20 protein-coding genes and 1 tRNA gene are annotated in these 24348 nt (G+C 58.7%); 11 read left to right on the forward strand and 10 right to left on the reverse strand.

Translation table 11 applies throughout. From position 1 onward, the window contains the following. Window positions 1–42 precede the first annotated feature (42 nt). Together C9413_RS02310 and C9413_RS02315 are read right to left on the reverse strand one after the other, a co-directional pair. Complete coding sequence (locus C9413_RS02310) at window positions 43–558, reverse strand: YidB family protein (protein WP_039846975.1); 516 nt, start codon at window positions 556–558, stop codon at window positions 43–45. A 126-nt stretch (window positions 559–684) separates the two neighbouring features. Then, entirely contained in the window at window positions 685–2895 is a 2211-nt protein-coding gene (locus C9413_RS02315) for a heavy metal translocating P-type ATPase (RefSeq protein ID WP_039846006.1), read from the reverse strand. A 71-nt stretch (window positions 2896–2966) separates the two neighbouring features. Here C9413_RS02315 and C9413_RS02320 point away from each other — a divergent pair, with 71 nt between their 5' ends. Then, the gene (locus C9413_RS02320) at window positions 2967–3389 is read left to right on the forward strand and encodes a helix-turn-helix domain-containing protein (RefSeq protein WP_039846005.1); all 423 of its coding nucleotides are present in this window, start codon (window positions 2967–2969) and stop codon (window positions 3387–3389) included. A gap of 112 nt (window positions 3390–3501) precedes the next feature. On the opposite strand, the gene C9413_RS02325 is transcribed toward C9413_RS02320, so the two are convergent. After that, window positions 3502–4170: a phosphoribosyltransferase gene (locus C9413_RS02325; RefSeq protein WP_318299807.1), complete on the reverse strand. Its 669-nt coding sequence runs from the start codon at window positions 4168–4170 to the stop codon at window positions 3502–3504. Between the two features lie 2 nt (window positions 4171–4172). Next, window positions 4173–5504, reverse strand: coding sequence for an erythromycin esterase family protein (locus tag C9413_RS02330; protein ID WP_348648762.1), 1332 nt, complete (start codon window positions 5502–5504; stop codon window positions 4173–4175). Window positions 5505–5601: 97 nt separating this feature from the next. Between C9413_RS02330 and C9413_RS02335 the strand changes: the two genes are divergently transcribed. The 7 genes from C9413_RS02335 to C9413_RS02365 all read left to right on the forward strand — a co-directional run bounded on the left by C9413_RS02335 (window position 5602) and on the right by C9413_RS02365 (window position 12439). Then, entirely contained in the window at window positions 5602–5862 is a 261-nt protein-coding gene (locus tag C9413_RS02335; RefSeq protein WP_170250156.1) for a hypothetical protein, read from the forward strand. 230 nt (window positions 5863–6092) lie between these two features. Then, entirely contained in the window at window positions 6093–7193 is a 1101-nt protein-coding gene (locus tag C9413_RS02340; RefSeq protein ID WP_170250157.1) for a mechanosensitive ion channel family protein, read from the forward strand. A 159-nt stretch (window positions 7194–7352) separates the two neighbouring features. Beyond that, the gene (gene mnmA / locus C9413_RS02345) at window positions 7353–8552 is read left to right on the forward strand and encodes a tRNA 2-thiouridine(34) synthase MnmA (RefSeq protein ID WP_039846002.1); all 1200 of its coding nucleotides are present in this window, start codon (window positions 7353–7355) and stop codon (window positions 8550–8552) included. 132 nt (window positions 8553–8684) lie between these two features. Beyond that, window positions 8685–8761 (forward strand) — tRNA-Met (locus C9413_RS02350). Window positions 8762–9314: 553 nt separating this feature from the next. Beyond that, entirely contained in the window at window positions 9315–9716 is a 402-nt protein-coding gene (locus tag C9413_RS02355) for a hypothetical protein (RefSeq protein ID WP_039846001.1), read from the forward strand. Window positions 9717–10795: 1079 nt separating this feature from the next. Then, window positions 10796–11992 carry an IS256-like element ISRm5 family transposase gene (locus C9413_RS02360; RefSeq protein WP_039845999.1) on the forward strand — a complete coding sequence of 399 codons (1197 nt, stop codon included), beginning with the start codon at window positions 10796–10798 and terminating at the stop codon, window positions 11990–11992. 219 nt (window positions 11993–12211) lie between these two features. After that, the gene (locus C9413_RS02365; protein ID WP_170250158.1) at window positions 12212–12439 is read left to right on the forward strand and encodes a hypothetical protein; all 228 of its coding nucleotides are present in this window, start codon (window positions 12212–12214) and stop codon (window positions 12437–12439) included. Between the two features lie 269 nt (window positions 12440–12708). Here the strand turns inward: C9413_RS02365 and C9413_RS02370 are convergent, their stop codons facing one another. From C9413_RS02370 to C9413_RS02390, 5 genes are all read right to left on the reverse strand, one after another. Beyond that, entirely contained in the window at window positions 12709–13989 is a 1281-nt protein-coding gene (locus C9413_RS02370; protein WP_040115448.1) for a DUF3422 family protein, read from the reverse strand. A 566-nt stretch (window positions 13990–14555) separates the two neighbouring features. After that, entirely contained in the window at window positions 14556–14816 is a 261-nt protein-coding gene (minE, locus tag C9413_RS02375) for a cell division topological specificity factor MinE (RefSeq protein WP_040115447.1), read from the reverse strand. Further along, window positions 14813–15628, reverse strand: coding sequence for a septum site-determining protein MinD (minD, locus tag C9413_RS02380; protein WP_040115446.1), 816 nt, complete (start codon window positions 15626–15628; stop codon window positions 14813–14815). Before minD ends, minE begins: the two co-directional genes overlap by 4 nt. Before the next feature lie 32 nt (window positions 15629–15660). Then, window positions 15661–16383, reverse strand: a complete 723-nt coding sequence (gene minC, locus C9413_RS02385) for a septum site-determining protein MinC (protein ID WP_040115445.1) — start codon at window positions 16381–16383, stop codon at window positions 15661–15663. A 93-nt stretch (window positions 16384–16476) separates the two neighbouring features. Next, on the reverse strand, window positions 16477–18606 hold the full coding sequence (locus C9413_RS02390) for an EAL domain-containing protein (RefSeq protein ID WP_170250159.1): 2130 nt from the start codon (window positions 18604–18606) through the stop codon (window positions 16477–16479). A 274-nt stretch (window positions 18607–18880) separates the two neighbouring features. Here C9413_RS02390 and C9413_RS02395 point away from each other — a divergent pair, with 274 nt between their 5' ends. After that, a complete protein-coding gene (locus C9413_RS02395) occupies window positions 18881–20794 on the forward strand; it encodes a diguanylate cyclase (protein ID WP_170250160.1) in 1914 nt (637 codons plus the stop codon). A 365-nt stretch (window positions 20795–21159) separates the two neighbouring features. Here C9413_RS02395 and C9413_RS02400 read toward each other — a convergent pair whose 3' ends face one another. Further along, window positions 21160–21921, reverse strand: a complete 762-nt coding sequence (locus C9413_RS02400; RefSeq protein WP_052451790.1) for a hypothetical protein — start codon at window positions 21919–21921, stop codon at window positions 21160–21162. 277 nt (window positions 21922–22198) lie between these two features. Here C9413_RS02400 and C9413_RS02405 point away from each other — a divergent pair, with 277 nt between their 5' ends. After that, complete coding sequence (locus tag C9413_RS02405; RefSeq protein ID WP_040115442.1) at window positions 22199–23599, forward strand: sensor histidine kinase; 1401 nt, start codon at window positions 22199–22201, stop codon at window positions 23597–23599. Beyond that, window positions 23596–24246 (forward strand): response regulator transcription factor, encoded by a 651-nt coding sequence (locus C9413_RS02410; RefSeq protein ID WP_040115441.1) that lies wholly within the window; start codon window positions 23596–23598, stop codon window positions 24244–24246. Before C9413_RS02405 ends, C9413_RS02410 begins: the two co-directional genes overlap by 4 nt. Window positions 24247–24348: the final 102 nt, after the last annotated feature.

Here is a 24348-nt window from a genome sequence, read left to right on the forward strand (position 1 = left end):
CGAATGCCCGGCGCGGGGGACTGCGCCGGGCAAACCTTTCAATCAGATCGAAAAGTTGGCGCTGTTCGGAATCTGACCTTGTGGTGTCAGGTCATCGACGGCCTTCGGTAGATCCTTTGAAAGGCGTTTCAGGATTTCATCCTCACTCAAGCCCGTCTTTGCAGAAAGTTCTTCGAGAACGTCCGGGCCGAGCGCTTGAGAGAGCTGCCGGTCGTCGATCGGCTTGTTCGCGCCGGGCGATACCCATGAATCCGCCGTATCGCCATAGCCGTTCTTGGTGAACTGATCGAGTAGGCCGCCAAGGCCGCCACTCAGGACACCGCCGGCGGAGCCGCCCTTGACGAGGTCGCTAAGGCCACCGCCTGCAAGGCCGCCGAGAAGTCCGCCCAAGCTTCCTCCAGAAGGTTGCGAGGGCACCGCGCCGGGCTCCGTGCCGGCAGTTTGCGGCTGTGCGCCACCCTGCGTGAGTTCGCGGAGTGCTGCGGCGATTTTGTCGCGGTTCTGATAGCCGGCGACGGCGAGTATGCCCAGCAATGCCGTAAGATTTCTGCGATCCATGATATCCTCCCCATCGAGATTTGCCCGGGCGCCGCATTCGTCGAATACAGCCCGAATGCGGGAATGCGCGGACGGCAACATGGTTCCCGTGTCATGGAAAATTCATCACAAGCTATGGTTGGCTCGCTAGCGCACCGGACGTAGCAGCCGCAGCGCATTGAGTGTCACCAGCACTGTTGCGCCCGTGTCGGCGAGAATTGCGGGCCAGAGGCCGGTGAGGCCGATGACGGTCGTGACGAGGAAGACCGCCTTCAGGCCAAGCGCGATGGCGATATTTTCGAAGATGTTACGCATCGTCCGCTTGGAAAGCTCGATCATCGCGGCCACGTCGCCGACGCGGCCATGCAAGACCGCCGCATCCGCGGTCTCCAGCGCTACGTCCGTGCCGCCTCCCATGGCGATGCCGACATCTGCGGCCGCCAGGGCAGGGGCGTCGTTGATGCCGTCGCCGACTTTGGCGACAATGAAGCCTTCGCGCTTGAGTTCGCCGACAATACGCTGCTTGTCTCCGGGCATGAGTTCGGCTCGTATATCGATACCAAGCTGTTCACCGATCGCCTTTGCTGTGCGCTCGTTGTCGCCGGTCAGCATGATGATCCGGACACCGGCATCGGACAGCATCTTGAGGCCGGCTTTTGCGTCCCCGCGCGGCTCGTCGCGCATGGCGATGAAACCGGCGGCTTTGCCGTCGACGAGGAGAACCGATACGCTTTTGCCCTGTTCGTTCAATGCAGCGATGCGCTTGTCCTGTTCGGCCGTCAGGGCGCCCGTCTCGCGGGCGGCAGACGGAGAGAGAAGATCTAGTCTTTCACCGCCGACGCGGCCGGTCATGCCCTTGCCGGGAATGGCTTCCACCTCAAAGGCCGGCGGTACGGGCACCTTGTCGCTCTTTGCGCGATCGAGGATCGCCAGTGCGAGAGGGTGGCTGGAGTTTCTTTCCAGGACGGCCGTGCGCGAAAGCACTTGAGCCCCCGTCAATTCGAAAGGCACGATGTCGGTCACCCGCGGCTTACCTTCGGTAAGCGTACCGGTTTTATCGAGCGCGACCGCGGTGACCTTGCCGAGCGTTTCTAGCACGGCACCACCCTTCATCAGCAATCCGCGCCGCGCGCCTGCCGACAGCGAAGCGGCGATTGCAGCGGGCGTCGAGATCACCAGAGCGCAGGGGCAGCCGATCAGCAGGATTGCAAGCCCCTTGTAGATCCATTCGTCCCAGGTGCCATCAAAAAGGAGCGGCGGGATGATCGCGACCAATGCCGCGGCGGCGACGACGCCTGGCGTATAATAGCGCGAGAAGCGGTCGATGAAACGCTCGGTGGGCGCCTTCGATTCTTGCGCTTCCTCGACGAGTTTGATGACGCGGGCGATCGTGTTGTCGGCACTTGCAGCAGTTACCTTGATACGGAGCGCGCCATCACCGTTCACCGTTCCGGCAAAGACCGTGTCATCGGTACCTTTGCGCACCGGTACGCTTTCCCCCGTCACAGGCGCCTCGTCGATCGCGCTTTCGCCCGAGACGATGACGCCGTCAGCGGAAATCCGGTCGCCCGGGCGGACGAGGATGGTGGAGCCAACAGCGAGCGTTTCCGCCGGCACTTCGCGCGTTTGGCCGTTTTCCTCCAGCAAGGCGTTCTTCGGCACGAGCGCCGTCAGTGATTGAATGCTCGCCCGAGCACGTCCGGCGGCAACTCCTTCCAGCAACTCGCCGACCAGAAAGAGGAAGACGACGGCTGCGGCCTCCTCTCCGGCGTCGATGATAACGGCGCCGATGGCCGCGATCGTCATCAGCATCTCGATCGAAAACGGGGTTCCGGAAAGTGCCGCCGTGATCGCGCGGCGGGCGATCGGTACAAGACCGATCAGTACGGCGGCAACAAAGGCGTAGGAGGCGATCGCCGGCATGAGATGCCCGGCAACATAGGCCGCGGCAAGAGCCGCACCGGCTGCGATCGTCAGCCGCCCTTTCCTGCTTTGCCACCAGAGGCCGCCCATCTGCCCATGCTCGTAGCCATGCAGCCCCGTGATGTCCTTTTCAGAATGAGTATGCCCATGGTGATCACGATCGGTATGACCATGCTTATGGCCTTGCGCAGCGTGATCGTAATCCGGCGCCTTCGACGGCATCGCCAGGACAGAATAGCCGAGACCGGTCACCTTCTTCTCGATCGCTTTCAGATCACTGGTACCGTCATGGCTGATGGTCATCGTGCCGGCGGCCATGGAAACGGAAACGTCCTCGACGCCGGCAATGCGGCGGACTGCGGTGTCTATCTTCGCCGCGCAGGATGCGCAGTCCATGCCGCCAACTTTGTATTTCGCCCGAGCCGCTTCAGCCATTTCGGATTTCCTTGTTCTTCAGCAGCATTTTTCCTACATGCTCTAGCGACTAGAGGTGCAAGAGGAAAATCATGAAAAAGATCACGATCGGCGATGCAGCCCGCCAGAGCGGGGTGAAGGTTCCGACGATCCGCTACTATGAGAGCATCGGGCTGCTGGCGGCACCCAGCCGCAGCGAGGGCAACCAGCGCTCCTATGAACCTGCCGACATCCGCCGCCTTGCCTTCATCCGCCATGCCCGCGAACTCGGCTTCGAGGTCGGTTCCATCCGAACCTTGCTGGCGCTGCAGGATGATCCCGATCAATCCTGCGCTTCCGCCGATGCGATCGCCAAAGCGCGGCTCATCGAGGTCGAACAGCGTATTCGCAGCCTCATGGCATTGAAAGCCGAGCTGGAGATCATGGTCGAAGGCTGCGGCCACGGCCGTGTGGATCAGTGCCGGGTCATCGAAGTCCTTGCCGATCACGGCCAGTGCATGCATCCGCACCACTGAATTTAAACGGGGCAGATCATTTCTCATGGCGCAATGATCAAGGTCCATACGATCGCCGTCACTACTGGAATGGCAAGAACGTGGAGAAGTGGTGCTGGAGCCTTATCCGCCCTCAGTCCTTCGGGAGGTCGCCGTAGGCAGTCCTTGCAAGCAACTCGGTGACCTCACCATCGCTGGTCTGATTGAAATCGTCATAGTGAAGGCTGACCGCCTGGAGGTCTTCGGGCGCGGATAGACAGAAGACTTCGTCGACTTGCGCCCTCAGTTCCTCGATTACCATCCGCGGCGCAACCGGGACCGCAAGTGTGATATGGGCCGCACCCGCCTGCCGGAGCGCCTTCAATCCAGCCTTTACCGATGCGCCGGTGGCAATGCCGTCGTCGACGAGAATGACGCTCCGGTTCGCAAGATCAGTCGGTGGGCGATCACCGAGATAAACCTTGCGGCGCCTTTCTATCTCTTCGAGTTGGCGGGCTGCCTCTTTCTCGAAATAATCGAGGGACGCGCCGCAGTAGGCAAGGACGTCTTCGTTCATCACGCGTTGTGGATTTTTGCCGTCGACGACAGCGCCGATGGCATATTCCGGATAGCCAGGCGCCCCGATCTTGCGGACGAGGAGGATATCGAGCGGCGCGTGCAGGCAGCGCGCCAGTTCGAATGCCACAGGCACGCCGCCGCGCGGCAGACCGAGCACGACCGGGGCATCGTTTCGTGCGCCAATGGCCTCGGCAAGCCTTCTGCCCGCGTCGGCACGATCATAAAAGCGGAGAGCGCTCTGCATCATCACAATCCGAACGGATAGGTTTCGGGCACGCCTTGCGGGCGCACGGCGGCAAGCGGATTCACGGCTTTCGTTTCTTCGAACCAAAGGTAGCAGTCGAACTGTTCCGGAAGCACCGCTTCGAAATAGTGGCTGTAGAATTCGCTGTCGGGCCGGTAGACAACGCCGATGGCGCGTTCAAGTCGTCGTTCCGACAGTATCTCGCGCACTGCCCGATCGCGGGTTCCACGCAGGTCGGTCAGCGATCTTGGTATCGCGGTCTGCCGGAAAACACGCTCGTAGGAGTCCGGACGCGAAGGATTGATGGTCTTAATTTTTACCGGCTGATCCCAGTCGTCGGCGGCCGCCACAGTACCGCGGTCCGTCCCGAAGCCCACGAGGAGGACCTCCTCGCCATAGGCGATCCGGGCAAGCTCGCCGATGTTGAACTGGCCGTCCCAGCCCATGGCGGTGGCAGCCGCATTGCCGATGTGCGAATTGTGGGCCCATACGACAGCCTTTGCATCTGGCCGATACTCCATGAGCTTCTGGAGCGTTTCGAACATATGCTTGTCGCGCAGGTTCCAGGAATCGTTGCCGCTCCGGTACATCGCCCGATAATAGTGTTCGGCGGGTGCGACGATACGCGCATTTTGAGCTGCATCGAGAAAGTCCTCGCCGTCAGCGGCGGCGTAATCGAGCTCGCGGGCGAGCAGTTCCTGCAACTGTGCGACGACGGCCGGTTCGCATTCCTCCTGAACGCCGGAAAGGATGGCATGGGCATAGCCCGCGGGCCGCTCCTGCCATGGCGTCAGGCAGGCATAGCGGCGGCGGGCTGCTATCGCCTCCTCGGGATCGATACGCTGGAGGTAATTGAGCACGGCTTTGAGCGAGCTATTCAGTGAGTAGATATCCAAGCCGCGGAATTCGACGCGCCGGTCCGGCGCGAGGCTCTCATTGTAGCTGCGCAGCCATGAGACGAACTGCTCGAACTCGGCGTTCCGCCACATCCAATCGGGAAAACGTATAAACGACTCTGCGTCGTAAGTTCGCACGTTGCGGTGGCGCACATGCCGGTCGATCCTTTCGGCGTCGGGCCAATCGGCTTCGACGGCGATAATGTTGAAACCGTGATTTTCGATAAGGTTTCGGGTGATTGCCGCGCGCGCCTGGTAGAACTCGGAGGTGCCGTGCGACGCCTCGCCGAGGAGGACGACCTTCGAGCTATCGATATATGGATCAAAGAACGCGCCGAATTCGATCATATGAGCGGGATGAGGCAGCGGTTCGCATGCATGGCGAATTGCGTGCGCGATGCCGTCCGCCTGGTTCGGTTTAAGTTCCAGGAGAGTCACAAGAGCCTCCTTTTCGAAATGTGTCGGTTATTTGTGTGTTGTTCGTAAGGGCGGTTCGACGCCTTCGTTGGCTCCGTGCCGTCTCACTAGAAACAAATTGCCGCAGGGATTGTTCCTGCGGCATCAAACGGTTTCCAATCGCCTGATCAACATTCTTCTGGCCCAAAGTCAGGCGATCTATGATGCTGATTTTATGTATTTTTCTTCTGTGACCAGCCTTCGACAAGGCAAACTCGATCGCAGCTTCTGGCCGGTATCGAGAGCGATGCCGGCATCTCGCCATCATCCGCGCAGTCGGCATCGGTCCGGGCTTCATTGCGCGAGGCCTGCCGAAGGTGTCGTCGAAACAAAAGAGTAGCTCAAGAGGCTCAAGTAGGAGGTTTCGGGAAAATCCAGAGCCATCTGCTTGGCAAGACATGCCACGAGCGCAAGCCGAAGAATTTGACACACGGCACGCCCTTAAAAGTTGCGCATCGCCGTCAACGGCTTAGATCTCGCATCGAAAGGCTCCGCGGCCTTGCTGCGCTGCAAGCGGTCGCATGAATTTTTGCCCTTTTCCATATTGCAATGCACCCTAAGTGCCGTTTCATGTCCGACCTTGTGAACGATATTCGCGGCCAAGGCATCTGGCTGCCTGATTGGGTGGCAAGCATTTGCACCTTCGCTATCCTAGTGGCGTTCTCGCTTTTCTTCCATCGCGTGGCTTTCCGGCTTCTGACACGCCTCGTCGCCTCACACGATCTCTTCTGGCGGTCGCTCGTCTCCCGGCTCGAGGGCATGGCGCGGCTAGCAATCCTGGCTGCCGCGCTGGGCTTTGCCGCCACGATTTCACCGCTCACGGAATATCAGGCCTCGACGTTGCGCCACGTGTTGCTGATCGCCTTCATCATCCTCGTTGCTTGGATGGCGAAGACTGCCAAGCATATCTGGATGACGGTCTATCTGCGGCGCTTCAAGCTGGACGCCGAGGACAATCTGCTCGCGCGCAAGCATGTCACGCAGTCGCGGATCATCGAGCGGATCGCAGACATGATCATCGTCGTCGTGACGATTTCCGCCTGCATGATGACGTTCGACGCAGTCAAGCAATATGGCGTGAGCCTTCTCGCATCAGCCGGCGTTGCCGGCATCGTCGTCGGTCTGGCTTTGCAGCCGGTCCTGAAAAATCTCTTCGCCGGCATTCAGCTTGCAATCACGCAGCCGATCCGCATCGACGATGCGCTTCTGGTCGAGGGCGAATGGGGCAATGTCGAGGAGATCACCTCGACTTACGTCGTCGTGAAGATATGGGACTGGCGCCGCCTCGTCCTGCCGCTCAGCTATTTTATCGAGAACCCGTTCCAGAACTGGACGCGCGAGAGCGCATCGTTGATCGGTACGGTCATGATCTATCTTGACTACAGCGTGCCGGTTTCCGCGATCCGCGCCAAGGCCGAGGAGATACTGGCTGGCTCCAAGCTCTGGGATCGGAGGGTGGTCAACGTCGCCGTCACCGATTTCAGGGAGAGCGTCATGGAAATCCGCATCCTCGCCTCAGCCTCGAATTCCGCGCGAACCTTCGATCTGCGCTGCGAAATCCGCGAAAAGCTGATCGATTTCATCCAACGCGAATATCCGCAGGCCTTGCCGCAGCTCAGAGCGATGCTGGAGAGCCGGGCGGCGAGGGGGCGCAGGGCGGCAGCAGAATAGCGCGGCGGGCTGCAAATCCCCGCCTCGTGCGCGAAGCCGCAATCCTTTCTATATCCACGGCCACGAAAGCCCGGCGAACGAGCATGCCGGAAGGCGTGAATTCCGCCGCATTTGCAGGGCAAACGGCGGGGCGAAACAAGCACTGAACTGGCAGCACCCGTGAACACACTGGATTTTGACAAGAAGCCGGAAGATACGCGCGTTGTCGTCGCGATGTCGGGCGGCGTCGACAGTTCCGTCGTTGCCGGCATCTTGAAGCGCCAGGGCTACGATGTGCTCGGTATCACGCTGCAGCTTTACGACCATGGCGCGGCCGTTCACCGGGCCGGCTCGTGCTGTGCCGGGCAGGACATCGACGATGCGCGGCGTGTCTGCGAAACGCTCGGCATTCCGCATTACGTGCTCGATTACGAGAAGCGCTTCCGCGACACCGTCATCAATCCCTTCATGGAAAGCTATGTCGCCGGCGAAACGCCGATCCCTTGCGTGTCCTGCAATCAGACCGTCAAGTTCGCCGATCTTCTGGCAACCGCCAAGGAACTCGGCGCCGATGCGTTGGCGACCGGCCATTACATCCGTTCGCGCCCGAATCCGGCATCTGGCAACCCCAGCCGCCGCGCGCTTTACCGCCCGGCCGATGCCGATCGTGACCAGAGCTATTTCCTGTTTGCGACCACGCAGGAACAGATCGACTATTTACGCTTCCCGCTCGGCGGGTTGCCGAAGGCCGAGACGCGCAGGCTTGCCGAGGAGATGGGGCTCGTCGTTGCCAAGAAGGCCGACAGCCAGGACATCTGTTTCGTGCCGCAGGGCAAATATTCCGATATCATCACCAAGCTGAAGCCGAACTCGGCGCTGGCGGGCGAGATCGTGCATCTCGACGGCCGCGTCCTCGGCAGCCATGACGGAATCCTTCATTATACGATCGGCCAGCGCCGCGGAATCGGCGTTGCCACCGGCGAGCCGCTCTATGTTGTCTTTCTCGATGCGCGCTCCCGCCGTGTTATTGTCGGTCCCAAGGAAGCGCTGGAGACACACCGCGTCTATCTTCGCGACGTCAACTGGCTCGGCGACGAACCGCTTTCCGAAGCTGCGTCGGAGGAAGGTTTTGCCTGCTACGCGAAGGTTCGCTCTACCCGGGCGCCGGCACCGGCCGCTCTCCGTGCCGATGCGCACGGCATCTATGTCGACCTGACCGTCGGCGAAGCCGGCGTAGCACCTGGTCAGGCCTGCGCGCTTTATTCGGCGCCGGGCGATGACGCCCGCGTCTTCGGCGGCGGCTTTGTCGAGCGTTCAGAGCGCGAGCCGGCGGCCGAAGCCTCGCTGAACGCCCTGCTTTCCGGACCCGTCGCCGCCTGAACCGGACGCGAAACGGCGTGCAACAAGGCTCGCCGTTTTCTTGATGTCACCTGCTTGACACCAAGCCGGACCGCACCTTATAAGCCGCTCATCCCACGAGCCGCCGCTTCGCGAACGGCATCGTTGACCAGTGGCGGAGTAGCTCAGTAGGTCAGAGCAGAGGAATCATAATCCTTGTGTCGGGGGTTCAAATCCCTCCTCCGCTACCAGTCAACTCTTTGTCCATACCGGAGACATCGGTAACAAAACGTACCTAACACATGGGTGACAACCTCGTGCCGAACGGGTTGTCGATGGTTTGCAAAGTCCTCTGCTCCAGGTCGATTGTAGCCCGCCGCGAATTTCCGGAATTTTGACACGGGTTTCCGGAATTTTTTGAAAACCACTTTAAGGCCTCTTCAAACTAACTCCGTCGAGCGAACTTATATCCGCAAGCTCGCCCAACTCCATCAGCCAGCGCGAAGGCTCATAGACCAGCCCGTCCATGAGCAATCAACAAGCCATACCTGTTGACCGTTTCACAGGATTGACCGTCTATGCTCTACCGACATCCGCCGCCACCCCGAAAGTGACCGGGTCGACAGGACCTCGATCGACAAGATGTATTTGGGTGTCATCGGACGCGTAGTTATTCGAAATTAAGCGCGAGCTGAATTTAAAAGAAACTCAGCGATCTGCACACGGAACTCTTCGCCTAGAGCTTCGTTTGCTCCACACGTGTATCGGATGCGTTGCATCCCTAGACAGCGAGCGAGGAGCAAAATGTTGATACGTCTCATAGCCGCTACCGCCGTCCCCCTTCTGCTGACTGTCCCGGCATTCGCGGACTGCAGTCAAGAACTCGCAAAACTCGAGCAAGCTGTAGTTTCCGCGGAAACGGGTGCAAGCGCCAACAAGTCCGGTGTGCCCGTTACGAAGCACCAGGAAGACGTTACGGCCGGCAAACAGAAGCAGGGCGTTGGAACTGAAACAACAGGCTCAACCGGTACCCAGACGAAAGCGATTTCGCCCCATCAGGAGCAGGTAACCGGGAAACGGACTGGTGAAAGTGCCGGCAAGCCAAGCCAGATCATGGCGGATGCCCGCAAAATGGCCCAGGCCGGTGATGAGCAGGGCTGCATGAAGAAGTTGGCGGAAATCAAAGGTCTCATTGGCGAACAGTGAGGACCTTGTCTGGCAATGACCTGCTAAAACGCCTTTCCGACCGCCGCACCGGTCGATCGAATGATCCGATGTAGCCGGACGCGAATTTCCGGAATTTTGACACCAGGTTCCGGAATTTCTGAGACTACTCGAACCCCGGTAAGGCTGGTTCAAAGCCGCTTCATCTTAGCTGTTGCCATGACGTAACACCCTGGGGTCGACGGCATTCCTCCTCGGGTATAACCGGCTCGGTACGACACCGCACTGGAACGCTTTGACGCACTGATCGTTGACCTAACGTCGCGCGACGAGGGCTCGTTAATCACCTTACGGGATGGCGTCCGCCCCTCGTTCGCCCACCGAGTCGCGCGAGCCAAGCGCCGTAGTTGGATCAGCTACGGCACATGATGCGACGGGCTCGTCTCGAACCCTTCCCTCAGACGAGCCCAGTCGTCCCGCCTGAACGGTACCGCTTTGCTCTTCATCCGACGTTCAGGATCGATTTTCGAAACTGAGCCATCAAATACGCATTAACCTGGCATCAGGAAATAGGGTCCGAAAGCTTGGAACAGCTACTCGCGAGTATTGCCGAGGAACAGAGGTAGACCTGAAAAATGCCAATACGCCTGCAGTATTACGCCAGACGCGACGGGGATGGCAGCTGGTCGATTGTCCATACGCAAACGCACAAGGTCGCAGTCATTGCTGAAACTCTGCCGCTTAAACGCCTTGATGAAGCGACTGCCATGGAGGTTATCGATGCCCTGAGTGAGAGGTATTCGGCGTCTGAAGCACCTGGAACCTCTCCTGAAAGGGACGCGGAGATCGGACTTAGCCGTTTTAGCTAGTTTGCTCTCTTTTGAAGGTCTGTCATTGGCGCGTGGCAGGATGGAGGTTAGCTCCCTGTCACCCTGTCGCGCGGTGCGGAAGGGCTCGCGTTGTTCCGATGCGCGCGGGCCCGCATCGTACTCATTAGGGCAGCTCCCCATCAAACGATTTCCAGGTAGTGTGCTGAAGGTTCTGCAAATTCACTGAGAGAGGCGGTCATGGCAGGCTGGTGATGTTCAACGTCACCTGATTCCCTGGAAGGAAACGCCACCATGACCAAGACTGAAGGTAAGACAGCGAGCGCCGCCGTCAAAGACATTTTGCTTTCGAACCCCGATGGGCTGCGCGAGGTGATCCGCACCGTGATGCAGGAGGTATTGGAAGCGGAGATGGACGAGGCGCTGGGAGCTGCGAAAGGCGAGCGCACGCCGGAGCGGCTCGGCTACCGCTCGGGCCACTATGGCCGCACGCTGATCACGCGGGTGGGCAAGCTCGAGCTGCGGGTGCCGCAGGATCGCTCGGGGCACTTCTCCACCGAATTGTTCGAACGCTATCAGCGCTCCGAGCGGGCGCTGGTGGCAACCTTGGCGGAGATGTATGTGCAAGGAGTGTCGACGCGGAAGGTCAAGGCGATCACCGAGGAGCTGTGCGGCCATGCCTTCTCGGCGTCGTCGATCTCGGCGATCAACAAGCGGCTGGACGAGAGCCTGAAGGCCTTTGCCGAGCGCCCGCTTCAAGAGCCGTTTGCCTACCTGATCCTCGATGCCCGTTATGAGAAGGTGCGCGAGGCCGGTGTGGTGATGAGCCAGGCGGTGTTGATCGCTGTCGGCATCGACTGGGACGGGCGGCGGCAGATCCTGTCGGTCGAGATGGCCGGCCGTGAAAGCCGTTCCGCCTGGAAGGACTTCCTCGTCAGGCTGAAAGGGCGCGGTTTGAAGGGCGTCGAACTGGTGGTCTCCGACGACCATGCCGGTCTCGTCGCGGCAATTGGCGAGGTGATCCCGGAAGCTGCCTGGCAGCGCTGTTACGTGCATTTCCTCAGGAACGCCCTCGATCATCTGCCGCGCAAGCATGGCGACGATTGCCTGCAGGAGCTTCGATGGCTTTATGATCGCCGCGATCTCGACGAGGCGAAGGCCGATCTCGCCGCCTGGCTGGGAAAATGGTCGGTCCGCTATCCGCGCCTGACCTCCTGGGTCGAGGAAACCATCGAGCAGACGCTGACCTTCTTTCGTCTGCCGCGCCAGCATCACAAGCACCTCAAGAGCACCAACATGCTGGAACGCCTCAACGAGGAAATCCGCCGCAGAACCTACGTCGTGCGCATCTTTCCCAATACCGAGAGCTGCCTACGCCTCGTCCGCGCGCTCGCCGTCGAAACCCACGAAAACTGGATGGAGGCCAATCGCTACATCAACATGGACGATCTGCGAGAGCACAAGAAACTCGCACTCCGTCAAGCCGCATGACCAGCACTCATGACCGCCCAATTTTGCAGAACTTGACGCACACAACCCCGAACGGGAGCGTCACCACCCGCCCCCGCTCCTCCCTTACAACCCGGCCCAGCCGGTCGGAACGGGGGCTCACCGTCGGTGCCAGCGGCGATGCCGAGTGTCGCGTTTCTAACTGGCTGGAGACGCGCCCAAAGTGACATTTCTACTTTCCGCTAAAGCGGACAGTTCAACTTGGCTGCCACATCAGCCATTAGCCAGCTACTACATGGCGCGAGAGGCAACGTGCCGCTGATCGTCTCCAAGGATGGCTTCTATATCGCGGGCGCCATGCAAAACCCGCTCGATACGGACGCTATGGTCATGAACAGTGTAGAAAATGATTTAGGATCGAAAGACGACCGATCGCAGGGCCAATATCTCGGCTATCTCTTTCGAGCGGGCGAAAACCAGACCCAGTGACCAGGGCAGCTTCGCGAGGAGCGTCCGAAGACCGGGTATGCTACCTCTCACTCACTCCGGTCTGTCCTTGCAAGCCGGAACAGCCGGACAGATCGGGGCTGGTCGTCGTGCCGTGTGGCGGCGCAAAGTGATATTTTAACTTGCGTCGAAACGAACGGTTCAACCCGCCGCGCCACATTTGGTGTAGCCGCAAGTTAAATTGTCCTGATCCTGCAAAGTAAGATATCACTCTTCCCTGTTTTATGACGTGGGAGATTGCGGATGGTTCCTCATTGCGTATCGTCTTCTTCCGAGTGCCGATGCCTGATATTCCGAACGATAAGCGAAATTCCCAAAATGACGAAAGGGACCGAGATTGCCGTCACAATTTCCGACCCAAACTCGATGCCAAACAAGTGTACCCCTTTGGCGACATATCCAATCAGTCCGACGACATAGTACGATATGGCCGCAACGGAGAGGCCCTCAACGGTCTGCTGCAGGCGTAATTGCATTTTTGCCCTGCGGTCCATGGAGTTTAGCAACGTCATGTTGATTTGCTCCAGCTCCACATCGATCCAGCTCCTTAGCAAGGACGTGGCACGAGCCAGTTTGCGCGAGAGATTTGCCTGGCGCTCCTCTACAGATTGGCAGGTCCGCATCGCCGGTGCCAGGCGCCGCTCCAAGAAAGTGCCAAGGCTCTCGCTCCCGGAGGTCGCTGTTTCGGCAAGCGCCCGAATCCGCTCCTGGACAATTTCGTAGTAGGCGCGGCTGGCGCCGAACCGGTAAAGACTCATCGCAGCATTCGCTTCGAGTTCGGCCGCCAGACGGGTAATTTCCGCAAGCAATTGATCGGCTTCGTCGCGAGCGTGCTGCTTCATCCGCTGAGTGAGCGCCGTCAGGCTAGCTTCTATCCGGCGGATCTCGGGTGACAGCGATTGTGCCAAAGGCAACGCCATCATTGCAAGTGTTCTATAGGTCTCAATGTCCAGAAGCTTCTGAACGAGCGCACCGCGCGAACTATCGGATAGGCCGCGGTCGATAACGAGGATCTTTGTTAGGCCATCCCCATCCGGACGGAAATCCGTAAGAATGGTGGCCTCTCCGCTTCTGAGGTCACTGCGGCAGAGGCTCGTCCGATCGAAAACGGCGAGGTCCTTCTGGGTCTCTTCAGTGTCAGGTCTGATCTCCAGTCGTATTCCCGAGATGAAGGGTCCGGGTTGCGAAAATCCGTCACCGAATGGATGCACAGGAATCTCAGCCCCGAACTTTTCTGGAGCGGGGCTATCCCAGAAATAGGTCGAGAATTCCGTGTGGCGTTCCCATCTCAGCGTTCCTTGTCCCCAGCTGATCGCATGGTGATTGGTCTCGTGAGACGGAGGCGGCGATCCGCTCGATTGGGAGAGCCGCTTTACGATATCATGATCCTGATCGGGCTCGCTGTCCGTCAAGAAAGCAAGCTGAAAGATGACGCGAGGTACCGTAATAAGGGCATATGGCCGAGCGTGGATTTCGCCCACCGCTCTTTCACGAAGAGCGGCCGGTCTGAAAGCAAAAACACCCCTGCTCATTTGACCCCCGGCAACAGTTGAGTATCTACCCGTTGCCATGCCTCAAATGTCATGTAAATCAATTTGTTAAGCGAGGTTGAGTTTAATCGATTATAGAGCAGCAGTCCGGCTGCAACTCAATTGCGCGTGAGCGGGAGAAGCGACCCGCGAAAGTGGCAAAGCTCAGGAAGGCGACGGCCCAGAAGGAGCCGGCGAGCGCGGGTGCAGCCTCGTACAGCTGAGTGCAGTCCGCGTGATTCGGGCGATCAAGATTGGACCTGGTTGCCCGGTACGGCCAACGCCGGTGCATGATTGTCCCAGTCGCGTCGGTCGTCCAGGCATGAACTCCTGCGCAAATCGACGTCAGAAGAGCGGTGTTTCCGTCAGCGTCGCTGACGGGGCGCCCCGGGCCAAGCCAGGTATATGGCTGCTATCAGGCGCCGCAACGGCGGAAGTGGCAGCGGGAGGGGCGGCGTCTTCAGGCAACCGACAGTTACAGTCGCCGCTTAGTCCCCGCCCTCCCCTCGCCTACCCGGCTCACAATATCCGACACACTACTTTCATGCGTGCGGCTTCCTTTGGCCGTTTCAAGCAGCTTGCGCCTCTGCCTTCAATGGGATCTCGACGTCGATTTCCAAAATCGACACGTGCTCATTGCGATCCATCTTTACTTGGACCTTATCGTTGTCGACTTGCACATGCTTGGCAATCACCGCAAGGATTTCCTCTCGCAGCAGCGCTACAAGGTCCGAACCCGCCGACGAGCGTTCGTGGGCCAGAAGCACCTGCAGGCGCTCACGGGCCGCGGGGGCCGTTTTCTTCTTGCCGAAAAGACTGAAGATGTTCATGCGGCCCTCCGTCCGAATATCTTGCCGAAGAGACCGCGCTTTTCCCCGGGAATTGTGATCGGTACTTCCTCACCGGCAAGCCGGCGGGCGGCATCGAAATATGCCATCGCGGGTGCACTGCGGCTATCGGCGAGCGTCACAGGTGCGCCAATATTGGAGGCGCGTAGAACATCCATGCTTTCGGGAACAATGCCGAGGAGCGGGATGGAAAGGATCTCCAGGACGTCATCGACTTTGAGCATATCGCCCCGTTCGGCGCGGTTGGCATCGTAGCGGGTCAGGAGCAGATGCTTCTCCATCCGCTCGCCGCGTTCTGCCTTGGCGGTCTTGGCGTCCAATAAGCCGATGATGCGGTCCGAGTCACGGACCGAAGAAACTTCCGGGTTGGTGACGACGACGGCGATATCGGCATGGCGCATTGCAAGGGTTGCCCCACGTTCGATGCCTGCGGGGCTATCGCAGATAATCCAGTCGAAGTGGCGCTTCAAATCGGCCATGACACGTTCGACACCCTCCGGCGTCAAGTTGTCCTTGTCGCGCGTTTGCGATGCCGGGAGCAAAAACAGCGTCTCGAGCCGCTTGTCGCGTATCAGCGCCTGAGGGAGCTTGGCATCGCCTTGTATGACGTTGATCAGGTCGTAGACGACCCTTCGCTCCGCACCCATCACGAGATCGAGATTGCGCAGCCCGACGTCAAAATCGACGACGACCACTTTTTCGTTCCTCTGCGCCAGAGCCGCTCCAAGCGCGGCGGTAGAAGTTGTCTTGCCAACTCCGCCTTTGCCTGAAGTGACGACGATGACTTTCCCCATCTTGCTCTCCTGTGTCCTAGCCGGCTTTCGGCTCAGATAAGTTTCTCTGCCATGATCGTGTCGCCTTCCAGCCAGAGCTGGACAGCCTGCCCTCGAAGGTTCGAGGCCATGTCTTCGGCGGTCTTGTAGACGCCATCAATCGCAACTAGCTCTGCCTCGAGCTTTCGGCAAAAGATCCGCGCTGACGCATTTCCGACCGACCCCGCCATGGCCCTGCCCCGCAAGGTGCCATAAACATGGACCGAACCTCCGGCGATGATCTCGGAACCGGAGGCAACAGAACCGACGATGGTGACATCGCCTTCCGGGAAAATCACTGACTGGCCTGAACGCACGGGCTGCCGGATCACGATGGACTGAAGCGCCGGACGCGCTTCGCTTGCCGGCTGCTTGCTTTGCAGATCAATAATTGGTTCCGCTTTTGGAAGCTCAAAGTCGGACACCGGCCGTCCGCCCTTCAGTGCAGGCGGCATGCCTGGCCCGAGGATTGACGGCCGCCCGCCCTCGATTCCCATGACGCTCACATTGCGTTGCGTTAGTTCCGCAATAAGGTCTTTTAACTGCGATCGGTCGATTTGCAGGTCCGTGACATCAAGCACGATGGGCCGGCCCAAAAAGAATCCGGCTGAGCGGGCTGCGAGATCATCCAGCCTCGCCAGCCAATCATCAAGCGGGAGATCTGGAGAAAGCATGACCGCGAGGAAAGAGCGGCCCTTGATGCGGATAGAGCGAGCGTCTGTTAGCACTTTGGTCATCTATGTTAAGAAATCGTTGACCATATCTACCGCCGCCATGGTTAATAAAGAGTTAACAGTATTAAGAAAGGTTTGCGCAGCCGCTGGGCAATGTCATGCCGCTGGATCTTCTAGACGAAGTGTCTCTGAAATCTCCTGTGCCGACATAGGCTTTCCGACGAGATATCCCTGAAGCTGATCGCATCCTGTGTCGCGTAATATCGCTGCCTGGCGCGCATTCTCGATGCCCTCGGCGGTAACGGGAATATTTAGAGCCGTTGCCAAGGAGATCGTCGCGCGAAGAACCTCAATGCCGTTGGCAGCGTCTTCGACACCCGAAACAAGTGATCGATCGATCTTCATCCGATCGAAGCCAAACTGCCGCAGTGCGCCAATACTGGCATAGCCGCAACCGAAGTCGTCAAGCGCGAACTTGATTCCGACGCGCTTAAGCTGGTCGATGGACCGGCGGGCCTGATCGGGATTCGTCATGAGGACGCCTTCGGTTATCTCCAAAGTCAGGCGGTTGGCGTCGAAGTCAGATTCCTTCAAAACCGAAATCACTTGTGCTCCGAAGTCCGGATTACACAGCTGGATTGGCGAGACATTGACAGATAGCGTAAGGCCGGGCCAGGCTCTCGCATGGCAGATCGACACACGCAGCATATGAACGCCGAGAGCGTCTATGAGGCCAGATTTTTCAGCAAGCGGGATGAAGACCTCAGGACTGATCCTTCCAGCGGCGCTTTGCCAACGCGCCAAGGCCTCAAGGCCTGTGATCGCACCCGTGGTGGCAGAAACGAGCGGTTGGAAAACGGGTTCGATTGCTCCACTCTTTATGGCGCTTCTCAATTCGCCTTCCAGTTCGCCGATACGCACGCGTTCGCGGTCGAGCTCGGGATCATATCCAATAGCTTGACCTCTGCCATTTTCCTTGGCGCGGTAGAGAGCCATGTCGGCCCGCCGAAGCAGTTCCAGGGGCGCAATGTCCTCGCTTCTGGGCGCGGCTCCGATGCTTGCCCCGACTTCAATCGTTCGCCCGTCGATTTTGAACGGCCCGGCAAAGAGGTTGAGAATTGCCTGTTCGAAGTCGCCGAGCGCAGCCGATCCGACTTGCACCAGCGCGAATTCGTCGCCACCCAGCCTCGCGGCGGCAATGACTTCCTGGTGACAGGTCGCCAACGCCTTCGCAACGATGCGGATCAGATCATCGCCGACCGCATGCCCCCAAGCGTCGTTGACCGCCTTGAAGCCATCAAGGTCAACGAGATAAAGAGACACCTCCGGCACAGCCGAACTGCTGAGATGCTCCAGCACATTCAAAAGGCCATGTCTGTTGAGCAGACCGCTCAGATTGTCATGATTTGCTTCGAAACGCGCCACGTCCGCCAATCGACGCAAGCGCCGCGCCTCAGAGGCGCCGGCGAAAAGGACGCCTGCCAGAAACAGGCAAAGGATGACCGCGGCGGCCAGTATGTACGGATAGACCGCCATAAAGACGGCGCTTCCGGGCGCTTTGCTGGGCCAGACGAGAAAGGCAATGGTAGCGCCGTCCATGCCTTTGATCGGGACGCTCAGCAGGCCTGGTTCAGCCACTGCCTGGAGCCGCAGCCCCTCAAGCTCGTGTTCAGCGGAGAACGCGCCTAGAATGTCCGGCGTGACTTCCTTGTAGAAGCTCAATACGCTCAGCCTCGGAAGCTGGGCATTTGTCGAGAAGGGCTGAATTGCCTGTGATGCGACAAGGGCGACACCGCTTTCGGTCTTGAAGAAGTTGACCAGAGGAGCCTCGCTAGCGATCGCAGCAGCTTTGCTCTGCCGCGCGAAGGCCTCACCAAAATATGCGCTCGGCTGGAAAGACTTGCCCTTCGCATAGGAAGAGGTCACCCTTCCTTCGGGGTCGATGACGATTGCACCGTCATACAGCGGATAGTCCTCGCTGGTCTTTCCCCAGTTGTCGTAAGCCCAGGCGGCGGCGTCTGATGAGGCAATGGCGGCGTAAGCATCATCCCACACGGCATTATCCGTTACGGTCCCGCTGAGGCGGGCCGCAAATGCGGCGATCGCGGCGGCTGCGGCACGCGTTGCCCGCGCATCGTCGATTTCATTGCCCGACCGGGTCATGGTCGCAACAACGTGGGCCATCAGGCCCGTCAACAAAAGAGCGACGGCAAGGAAGCAGATGGTTGCAGCAATGATGGAAGACGTTTGAGCACGAACATATTTCGCTGCAAAGCTGGACGACATGAAGGGTCCGAGAATCTGTGAGTTTAAGGATCATGTCTTGGGACGGCAGGAGACATCATGTCCGCAATGCGCTGCATTTCAGGTTTAGCATTCGACGATGTAAGCGTGCTTAAAAAGCGTGGTTAACGACAAAAGTAGCCATCCAACGCAGCCCGCGGCGCCGAAATGATAGCTCAGCCACCGGGATCCAAAGCGAACACCGCGTTAAGTTGCCCGAAAGAAAAAAAGCGTAGAAGTTCAAATCGATCCATGTCCTTGAGCTGCTGAAACGATCATGAGCACAACCTGGCAGATACTGACGGGAAACCTCGCCGTCGTTGCACTTGTCATGTCGGTGTGGGCCCACTTCTATTATCGATTCCGCAATCTTTCCGCGCTTCAGTCGAAGGTCGCGTTCGGTCTGACAATGGGCCTCGGCGCCATTGCATCGATGTTGCTTTCGATCCCTGTCAACTCCGGCGCATTCATCGCTTTGAGATCGTCGCTGATTGCGATCTCCGGGCTGTTTGGCGGGCCGGTGGCAGCCATCGCCACGATGGCTGTTGCAGGCGGCTTCCGGATATATTCAGGCGGAGCGGGAACAATCAACGGCATTACCGGTATCCTGCTGATCGGCGCCGTTGGTGTTGCCGCTCACATAATCGTTCAAAACCGCAAAATCGGGATTATCGATGTCGTGCTCCTGGCTGCTGCGGTTTGCGTAACACTCGTGGGATCGACACTGGTCCTGCTCAGCTCCGCCGATGGCCAAACGCTTACGTCAATCGTTGCGCCCGCTCTCTTCCTCAATTCCTGCGCCATCATCATCTCCGGGCTTGTCCTGTTGCAGTTCGAACGCATTGCATTGGAACGTGATCTGTTGACGGCCGCCCTCACCCAGACATCCGACTACCATTACGTCAAGAACAGTCAGAGCCAGTTTGTCATCGTCAACCGCAATGTCGCCGAACATCATCACTTCAGCTCGCCGGCCGAGATGATCGGCCTCACCGATTTTCAGCTTGCAACACAACGGCGCGCGGAGATCTTGTTTGCTGAAGAGCAAGAGCTTTTGCGAAACGGCAAGCCCGTGATCGACAAGATCGAACAGCTTCGCGAGGGCGAGCAGGAAAGATGCTACTCGACGTCCAAGTTTCCTTTGCGCGACGGAAAGGGCGAAATCATCGGTCTTGCCGGCGCCACGCGCGACATCACGGAACAGCGGCGCGTGGAGCGCGAACTCACCGAAAGTCGGAACTTGCTGTCGCACGCGATGGCCGGCATGTCGGATGGATTTGCGATGTTCGGTCCTGACGGCACGCTACTATTCTGTAACGAGCAGTACAGGTGCCTTTTCCCCTTATCTGCTCCAGCGCGGATTCCCGGAGCCAACATTAAAGACATTCTGCGGAAGGTTGCGGAGACAGAGGAGCGCCGCGATCTGCCCAAGGACGTGACAGATGACTGGATCGACAACGCCGCCGCGCACCTGCATCAGGACAAGGACGAGGAGATTGACCTTTGTGATGGCCGCTGGCTCAGCTTGCGGACGCGACTGACGACGGACGGAAAAGCACTCGTTGTCGTATCGGACATCACAGCCATGAAGCAGGCCGAGCACTCGCTGCGGGAACTTGCCGAGCAAATGAAGAGTTTGGCGGAAACGGATGCTTTAACGGGGATCGTCAACCGGAGGGCTTTCGACCAGGCCATCGTCATCGAGCTTGCCCGAAGCGCCAGAAACCGGACCCCGCTCAGCCTGCTTTTGATCGATGTCGATCGTTTCAAGGCCTATAACGACACTTACGGTCATGTTGCGGGCGACGAATGTCTCAAAGCCGTGAGCGATTGTTTACGCGAGGTTGTCAAGCGCCGCACCGATGTCGTCGCCCGCTTTGGTGGTGAGGAGTTCGTCGTTCTGCTGCCCGAAACCGACGAAGGCGCAGCCCAGGCGCTTGCCCTCAAATTCCTGACGGGTCTTCGGGCGCTGGAAATACCGCATGCGGGGAGCGAATTCCGGTATGTCACCGCAAGTGTCGGCGTTTTGACAAAGCAAAGCTCTTCTTCCGAACTGGTATCGGCGGAACTGATCAAACGCGCAGACGACGCTCTTTATGATGCCAAACGCAACGGTCGCAACCAGATCAGCACCTGGAGTGCCCAAAAATGCGATGGGCGTCGGCAAAAGGGGTCATCGCGCTCAAGATGATTGTCCTACCCCGGGGCTCCGCTCTTCATGCGTCGCAGGATCTTCTCAACCCCCGCCTGCTTTCAAGGCAGCGCACAAATTGCGGAAACAAGAACGGAGTTTTGCTGAAGTCTGGGCAGTCGACTGAATTTGGCCCAAAACGTGCGGTCGCCATTTCCGGCATGTGGCATTATCCGGCCCTGCTTCCGATATGGCACGACGCACGTATCCATAGCATTCGACACAAATGATAATGTTTCACCAAGATCTCTCAGCAAGAGTTCCTAGACGGGACTCTTGCAGCCAACGTGCTGGTTATCGAGGGACTTCGCCGTTCCCGGCAATGAATTGCGCCGGCACCTCAGGTGCCGGCGCGTATCTCAACATCAGTTCGCCGGCTCGGTGGGCGTCTCGGTGACAATCGTGACTGTTGTCGTCGTTTCCGTGGTTGTTGGCTCCTCGAGCGTATCCACGGGCTCCGGATCGGGCAGCGTTTCGCGAATCTCGTCGATCTTGCCGACTGCCGGTCCTACGCCGAGGATTTCCTTGGCTTCAGCAAGGGCATCGTCGCTCACAACGCCCCCTTTTGTGAAGCCCGTAAGGGCCTCGCGCAGCGCCTCATCGCTCAGCGCCGGATCGATCGGAACCACATCGGGCCCGCTTACCTTTTCGAATTCAGCATATGCCATGACGTAGGCCGCAACGGGAGCCAGTCGCGGGTCGTTGGAATGCATATAGGCATGATAGTTGCGGTTCAACGAACTCAGTCCAACCGCGTCCGATTTGGTGTTCTTCAGACTTTTCTTTGCAGCGTTGCCGCTCTTGACGGGCTTTTCCGCCTTTGTTGCCTTACCGGTCTTTTTTTCATGAAAGAAGAGTGATTCGAGCGTCGGCGTGCTGGCACCCGACTTTGAATTCGTCTTCGAATGCGCATTGCCAGACTTGCCATGGTTCGAGCCCGCGCTGCCGTGGTTGCCTCCATTCCCACCCCCGTTCCCATTGCCGTTTCCACCACCACCAGAATTGCCGTTGCCATTTCCGTCCTTGGCGAGGGCCACGTTCGAGATTCCGAGCGTAGCGCCTGTTAGTGGTGCGACTGTGATGGTAAGCGCAAGAATGCCCCGGCTGATTACTTTTCTGATTGGCATGCGATGTCTCCTCGTTAAAGCGGCGGCGACGAAAATCACGGCCAGCCGCGGATGGGCGGCTTCACTGAACGCAACGATAGCTTGCGCGGCGGCGCGATTCCATGATCGTCAGACCAATGCCGCAGCGGTTAGGACTTAGGTCCGATGGATGGATTCTAAACGTCTGATAGTGGACGCTTGACAAGCTCGCCATTGACCGCCGGAGCAGAGAAGGTAGGCTATCTGCAAAATCGAAACGGGTCGCCCACGCAATGCGACCAATCCCCGAGAATAACTCGTGCGTCGGCCCAACCTGATTTCAAAATGGAATTCGCAGTCACTGGCCAAGCAGTTCCTAGTGATTGGCGGCATTGTCTCGATTGGAGCGATGCTTCTGGTCGGGGCGTTCGTGACTCGATTGATCGAAGACGCCGTTACACGCAATTCTGCCGCAACGACCGCCCTTTACGTGGACAGTGTCATTGCTCCGCTGCTGCCTGACATGCAGACGAGCCAGGCGCTTGACGACACTGTCGCGCGTGCTCTGGACGAGACGCTCGGGCAAGGTGCGCTCGGCAACCGGCTGTTGTCATTCCGTTTGTGGCGCTCGGACGGAACTGTTCTCTATTCGAACGACAAGACCATGGTCGGAAAGAAGTTCCCGCTCAGTGATGAGCTCAAGACGGCCTTTGCCGGCAAGATGGCGGCACAGTTCAACGAGCTCGACGATGTCGAGGACAAGGTAGAACGCCTTGCCGGTAAACCGCTTCTGGAGATCTATAACCCCGTCCTGCAGCCCTGGTCAGGACAGGTGGTCGCCGTTTCGGAGTTTTACGAAATTGCCAACGACTTCCAGCACAGCCTTAGACAGGCCCGGCTTCACACCTGGCTCGCGGTGGCGGGCTTTACGCTTGTGTTCTTCGCGACGCTTTCGGCGATTGTTTTAAGGGGTAGCCGAACGATCGAAAATCAGCGTCATGCGTTAAGCCAGCGGATCGACGATTTGTCCGCTTTGCTTGCCCAGAACGAGGCTCTCCGGGAGCGTGTCCAGCGCGCTTCCGAACGTGTCACCGCATTGAACGAGAGCTATCTGCGGCGCATCGGCGCGGATCTTCACGACGGCCCAGCCCAACTTATAGCTTATGCTTCACTTCGGCTGGATAGCCGCACCGTCGTCAGCGCCTCGACCTCTCCTGTCACCCGCGAGCGGGAGGTAGCATCCATCAAGGCAAGTCTCGACGAAGCCATGCGCGAAATCCGTACGATTTGCAGCGGTCTGGTCTTGCCGCAGATCGAGGCAGCGAGCCTTTCTGAAATATTGGAGCGTAGTGTTCACGCGCATCGCCAGAGAACCGGGACGATCGTCGAGCTGGTGACGTCCAGCATCCCTGTTTGTCTATCGCCGTCGGCGAAAATATGCATCTACCGTTTTGTGCAGGAAGCATTGAATAATGCCTATCGCCATGGCGGGGGCGCGGGCCAGCGTGTTATCCAGCGTCTGCAGGAAAATTGCGTCAGCATAGAAGTCGCAGACGATGGGCCAGGTTTCAGTCCCGACGACGTCGGACCTACCAGCCTTGGACTTGCGGGCCTCAGGGAACGCGTTGAAAGTCTTGGCGGTACGTTCGAGATCACATTTGCGGCGCCAGGTACGACCGTCAGGATGACACTCAACACCGAGGAGGCCGAGCAAATATGAGCGAAACGATCAGGGTCGCGGTTATAGACGATCACCCGCTGTTTAGAGAGGGCGTAACGAGAAGCTTGTCGGAGATCGATGGTTTCTTGGTGATCGCCGAAGGCGGCTCGAAGGATGACGCGTTGCGAATTGCGCAGGACCTGCGGCCCGACATCATCCTCATCGACATTTCCATGCCAGGCGGGGGACTGAACGCGATTGGTCCGATCCTTGAAGCATCACCCGCGCAGAAGATCATCATGTTGACGGTCTCTGAAACCAACGATGATGTTACCGGAGCCTTGAAGGCGGGGGCGAAAGGTTATGTTCTCAAAGGCGTCGGCTCCAGAGCACTCGCTGACATCATCCGCACGGTGGCTGACGGGGACGGATATGTTGCTCCGACGCTGTCTGCCAAGTTGCTTCACAATCCATCCGAGCCCTCCAACGTTGACGCCATTGCTGCGCTTACCGCCCGTGAACACGAAGTTCTAAAGCTCGTCGCGACGGGCCTTAGCAATAAGGAGGTGGCCCGGAAGCTCGACCTGCACGAGAAAACGATTAAGCATCACATGACACAGGTCATGGCGAAACTTGACGTCAACAACAGGACAGAGGCGGCGATGGTCTTTCGCGATGCGATCGATCGGAAGCCGGTCAGGGACTGAATGATTGAAGCCGTTTTACATCATCCACCGTGGCGCGCCGATTGACGATCGTGCGCCCTTTCGCATCTTTCATGATGTAACGTCCCCTTTTGCCTTCCTCGC

Origin of the sequence: Rhizobium sp. SEMIA 4085, from assembly GCF_013004495.1 — a bacterium.
Taxonomy (GTDB): domain Bacteria; phylum Pseudomonadota; class Alphaproteobacteria; order Rhizobiales; family Rhizobiaceae; genus Rhizobium; species Rhizobium gallicum.